This is a genomic window from Micromonospora sp. NPDC053740, assembly GCF_040677775.1.
Taxonomy (GTDB): domain Bacteria; phylum Actinomycetota; class Actinomycetes; order Mycobacteriales; family Micromonosporaceae; genus Micromonospora; species Micromonospora alfalfae.
Genome location: NZ_JBFASO010000014.1, coordinates 236,189 through 241,123 on the forward strand (window position 1 = coordinate 236,189; position 4,935 = coordinate 241,123).

Here is a 4,935-nt window from a genome sequence, read left to right on the forward strand (position 1 = left end):
AAACCCCCCCCGCCGCCCCAAAACCGCGGCGTACAAAACCCACGCCAACTCTTGCGGGGGGGCCCCCGCCGCCGGCCGCTCCCCGCGGCCCGGCGGCCGTTTCCCTTTCCGGGTGCGCCCGGGCAGCCAGCACTGCCGGGTACGCCGGGCAGCAAGCACTGCCGGGTACGCCCGGAAGCCCGCGCCGCGGGTACCCCGACACAGCTGCGCTGAGAGCGAACACTGCCCCGACCGGGACTCTGCCGCCCCGCACAGCGGTTAGTGTCGGGAAAGACGGTACGGAGAGCGAAGGGCTGCCATGACCGACATGCACATCCCCAAGAAGTCGCTCCGGGCGATTGACGCGCGCGGTGGCGACTCCATTGGCAACCTCGACGACTCGGTCTACAACCGGTTGCTCAAGGAACGCATCATCTTCCTGGGCAGTGAGGTGACCGACCAGGTCGCCAACCGCATCTGCGCGCAGCTGCTGCTGCTCGCCGCGGAGGACCCGGACCGCGACATCAACCTGTGGATCAACTCGCCGGGTGGCTCGGTCTACTCCGGCATGGCGATCTACGACACCATGCAGTTCATCGACAACGACGTGTCGACCGTGGCGATGGGCATGGCTGCCTCGATGGGCCAGCTGCTGCTTTGCGCGGGCACCAAGGGCAAGCGGTACGCCCTGCCCCACGCACGGATCATGATGCACCAGCCGTCCGGTGGTCTGGGCGGCACGGCGTCCGACATCGCCATCCAGGCGGAGCAGATGCTCTACACGAAGCGGATGTTCCAGGAGCGGGTCGCGCACCACACCGGCCAGAGCCAGTCGCAGATCGAGGCCGACTCGGACCGGGACCGTTGGTTCACCGCCCAGGAGGCCATGGACTACGGCTTCATCGACAAGGTGATCATCGGGGCCGCACAGGTTCCGGATGGCGCCGGGACCCTGAGCTGAGGAGCTGACGATGACCGATCTGAGCCTGCCGCCCCAGTTCGCGGCCGTGCACAACCGCTACGTGCTGCCGTCGTTCGTTGAGCGCACGTCGTACGGGGTCAAGGAGTCGAACCCGTACAACAAGCTCTTCGAGGACCGGATCATCTTCCTCGGCGTCCAGGTGGACGACGCGTCGGCCAACGACGTGATGGCCCAGCTGCTGACGCTCGAGGGCACCGACCCGGACCGCGACATCATCATGTACATCAACTCGCCGGGTGGTTCGTTCACCGCCATGACGGCGATCTACGACACCATGCAGTACGTCCGTCCGGACATCTCGACGGTCTGCCTCGGGCAGGCGGCGAGCGCGGCGGCGGTGCTGCTCTCGGCGGGCACCCCGGGTAAGCGGATGGCCCTGCCGAACTCGCGGATCATCATCCACCAGCCGGCCACCGAGGGCGGCTACGGGCAGGGCTCGGACATCGAGATCCAGGCCCGGGAGATCCTGCGGATGCGTACGCAGCTGGAGGACATGCTGTCCCGCCACTGCAACCGCCCGATCGAGCAGGTTCGCAAGGACATCGACCGTGACAAGATCATGACGGCCGAGGAGTCCAAGGAGTACGGGCTGGTCGACACGATCCTGACCAGCCGCAAGAAGGGTCTGCTGGCGGCCAACGCCGCCCGCTGAGCTGTACCGGGTCAGAGGTTGGCCGGGGCTCCGTTCCCGGCCGACCTCTGACACACCCGTTTTGGGGGTCGGAGAATGCCCCGCCAGCGGGTAACGTCGGGTCCGTACCGCTTCGCCGGTTGGACCGGCGGCGCGAACTAAGCCGGGCGGCGCGCAACGTCCGCAGGTCAGGGCCGGGTCTCCGGCCGATGAGTGCAGGGAGAACGTAGGTGGCACGGATCGGTGACGGCGGCGACCTACTGAAATGCTCCTTCTGCGGCAAGTCGCAGAAGCAGGTCAAGAAGCTCATCGCGGGCCCAGGGGTCTACATCTGCGACGAGTGCATCGATCTCTGCAACGAGATCATCGAAGAGGAGCTGGCCGAGTCCGGCGAGGTGAAGTGGGAAGAGCTTCCCAAGCCGATGGAGATCTGCCAGTTCCTCGACACCTACGTCGTGGGGCAGGATCAGGCCAAGAAGGCGCTCGCTGTAGCTGTCTACAACCACTACAAGCGGATCCAGGCCGAGGCGGCTGGCGCGCCGGGCTCCGGCAGTGACGCCGTCGAGCTGGCCAAGTCCAACATCCTGCTGCTCGGCCCGACGGGGTGCGGCAAGACCCACCTCGCGCAGACCCTCGCCCGGATGTTGAACGTCCCGTTCGCCATCGCCGACGCCACAGCGCTGACCGAGGCGGGCTACGTGGGCGAGGATGTCGAGAACATCCTCCTCAAGCTGATCCAGGCCGCCGACTACGACATCAAGCGCGCCGAGACCGGCATCATCTACATCGACGAGGTCGACAAGATCGCCCGCAAGTCGGAGAATCCGTCGATCACCCGGGACGTCTCCGGTGAGGGTGTGCAACAGGCCCTGCTCAAGATGCTCGAGGGCACTGTGGCCAATGTGCCCCCGCAGGGTGGCCGTAAGCACCCACATCAGGAGTTCATCCAGATCGACACCACGAACGTGCTGTTCATCTGTGGTGGGGCGTTCGCCGGCCTCGACCAGATCATCGAGTCCCGCACCGGGCAGGGCGGCACCGGCTTCGGTGCCCGGCTCCGGTCGGTCTCCGAGCGGTCGACCGACGACATCTTCAGCCAGGTCATGCCGGAAGACATGCTCAAGTTCGGGCTGATCCCCGAGTTCGTCGGCCGGCTGCCGGTGATCACCAACGTTCGCAGCCTGGACCGTAGCGCCCTCGTTCGGATCCTCACCGAGCCGCGCAACGCCCTGGTCCGGCAGTACCAGCGCCTGTTCGAGCTGGACGGTGTCGAGCTCGAGTTCGACGAGCCGGCGCTGGAAGCCATCGCCGATCAGGCGATGCTGCGGGGCACCGGTGCCCGTGGTCTGCGGGCCATCATCGAGGAGGTTCTGCTCTCCGCGATGTACGAGGTGCCGAGCAACCCCGACGCCGCCCGCGTGCTGATCACCCGCGAGGTTGTCCTGGAGAACGTCAACCCGACGATCGTGCCGCGTGAGTTCACCGGGCGCCGGGCTCGGCGCGACCGCGAAGAGAAGTCCGCCTGATCCTTCCCGCATCACGCCGGCCGTTCGATCCTGAGCGGCCGGCGTGTTCGTGTTCGGCGCCGTTCGCCAGTGCCCACCACCCGTGCCGGCCAGACTGTGACGCTGTCCGTCAGAGCCCTCCAGCCGTACCCTTTGCTCATGCGTGTCGCCGTCTGCCAGTTGAACGCCCGGGACGACCGTAAGGCCAATCTGGCGGCTGCGGAGGCCCTACTGGAGCGCGTCGCCGCCGGCGGCGCGGATCTCGCCGTCCTCCCGGAGTACGTCGACTATCTGGGTCCTGCCGCTGGGCTGCCCGAACCGGAGCCGGTCGACGGCGAGGTGGGCAGCTTCTTCGCCGGTGTCGCGCGGCGGCTCGGGATCTGGTTGGTGGCCGGCTCGTTCCACGAGGCCGGCCCGGACCCGGACCACACCTGGAACACCTCGCTTGTCTTCGACCGTTCCGGCAGTCTGGCAGCGAGCTACCGCAAGATCCACCTGTACGACGTGGAGATCCCGGGTCGGGTCTCCTACCGGGAGTCGGCGAGTGTCGCGCCCGGGGTCCAACCGGTGGTGGTCGACGTCGAGGGGCTGCGGGTCGGCCTGTCGATCTGCTACGACCTGCGCTTCCCGGAGCTGTACCGGCTGCTCGCGGCCGATGGCGGCGCCCAACTGCTGGTGGTACCGGCCGCGTTCATGATGCACACCGGCCGGGACCACTGGGAGGTCCTGCTGCGGGCCAGGGCGATCGAGAACCAGTGTTTCGTGGCGGCGGCCGGTCAGACCGGCGACCACGAGCCAGGTCGCACCTGCTTTGGGCGCAGCATGGTGATCGACCCGTGGGGGACGGTCATGGGCCAGGTGCCGGACGGCCCGGGGGTCTCCGTCGTCGACCTGGACCTGGACCGGCTCGAAACGATCCGCGCCGAGCTGCCCAGCCTGGCCAACCGCCGGCTCTGAGCTGCCCGGCCCGGCCAACCGCAGGCTCTGAGTCATCCAGCCTGGCCGACCGCCGGCGCTGAACCTCAGTTCTCGAGCAGGACGCCGATCACCGCGAACCCGGCGATGGCCGCGGCGGTGACCAGCAGCGCCGTGGTCATCCGGGATCTGCCCCGTCGGGCCAGTCGTCCGACCGAGAGCACAAGAACGACCAGCACGACCGCGCCGATCACCACCTGCCAGAACGGCCCGATGAGGCCGAGCAGCGCCTCCTCGGCGAACACCCTGGCACCGTGCCCGGACTCATCCATGACTGACACTCTGGCACGTCGAGGCGGCTCCCGTCCTCGGCTGCGCCGGGGACCGGTCGGCGCTGTTCGCCCGAACCAGTGATGAACCCTGATTTGCCTTCTCCGGGCCGTCCGCGTAACTTTCTCTCTGCACGGGGGAGGCCGGACAAACTGGCCGAGAACGGGCGCCAGGCTCGTGGCGGGAACGCCGAGCGAGACTGAGGATCGGGCGGTGCGGAACACTCCGGAGACGGGGTTGCGAACGCGGAGCCGACCGGGTAGAGTGCTGAAGCCGGCAGGAGCCGGGCGGAGAGCCGCGAAGCGGTGATCGGCCGGTCTGCGGCTTCCCACGACAGAAACGAACGTCGGTAACGACGTGCGTCCTCGTGGACTCGAGCAAGCAAGGCTATCCGCATTATCGGTTGAAGCATGGCGAACCGCGAAATATCGGTTTGACACGGTGGAAACGAGCGGGTAACGTAGTAAAAGTGCCTGGCGCTGATAGCGCTGGGGACAGGGTGCGGAAAGCCCCGGTTGGGGTTCCACGTGGTGGGGCTTCTGGTCGGTGTGTGGTTGTTCTTTGAGAACTCAACAGGGTGCTTGTAAAGCCAG

The 4,935-nt window shown here is 67.3% G+C and carries 5 protein-coding genes; 4 read left to right on the forward strand and 1 reads right to left on the reverse strand.

Annotated elements, in window-relative coordinates; all coding sequences use genetic code 11:
• The first annotated feature begins 298 nt into the window (after positions 1 to 298).
• From AB0K35_RS31305 to AB0K35_RS31320, 4 genes are all read left to right on the forward strand, one after another.
• The gene (locus AB0K35_RS31305) at positions 299 to 940 is read left to right on the forward strand and encodes an ATP-dependent Clp protease proteolytic subunit (protein ID WP_007464111.1); all 642 of its coding nucleotides are present in this window, start codon (positions 299 to 301) and stop codon (positions 938 to 940) included.
• Between the two features lie 10 nt (positions 941 to 950).
• Entirely contained in the window at positions 951 to 1,613 is a 663-nt protein-coding gene (locus AB0K35_RS31310; RefSeq protein WP_030333536.1) for an ATP-dependent Clp protease proteolytic subunit, read from the forward strand.
• Between the two features lie 209 nt (positions 1,614 to 1,822).
• The gene (gene clpX, locus AB0K35_RS31315; RefSeq protein ID WP_030333537.1) at positions 1,823 to 3,118 is read left to right on the forward strand and encodes an ATP-dependent Clp protease ATP-binding subunit ClpX; all 1,296 of its coding nucleotides are present in this window, start codon (positions 1,823 to 1,825) and stop codon (positions 3,116 to 3,118) included.
• A 138-nt stretch (positions 3,119 to 3,256) separates the two neighbouring features.
• A complete protein-coding gene (locus AB0K35_RS31320; protein WP_363889950.1) occupies positions 3,257 to 4,054 on the forward strand; it encodes a carbon-nitrogen hydrolase family protein in 798 nt (265 codons plus the stop codon).
• Positions 4,055 to 4,119: 65 nt separating this feature from the next.
• Here the strand turns inward: AB0K35_RS31320 and AB0K35_RS31325 are convergent, their stop codons facing one another.
• Complete coding sequence (locus AB0K35_RS31325) at positions 4,120 to 4,344, reverse strand: hypothetical protein (protein WP_357282138.1); 225 nt, start codon at positions 4,342 to 4,344, stop codon at positions 4,120 to 4,122.
• Positions 4,345 to 4,935: the final 591 nt, after the last annotated feature.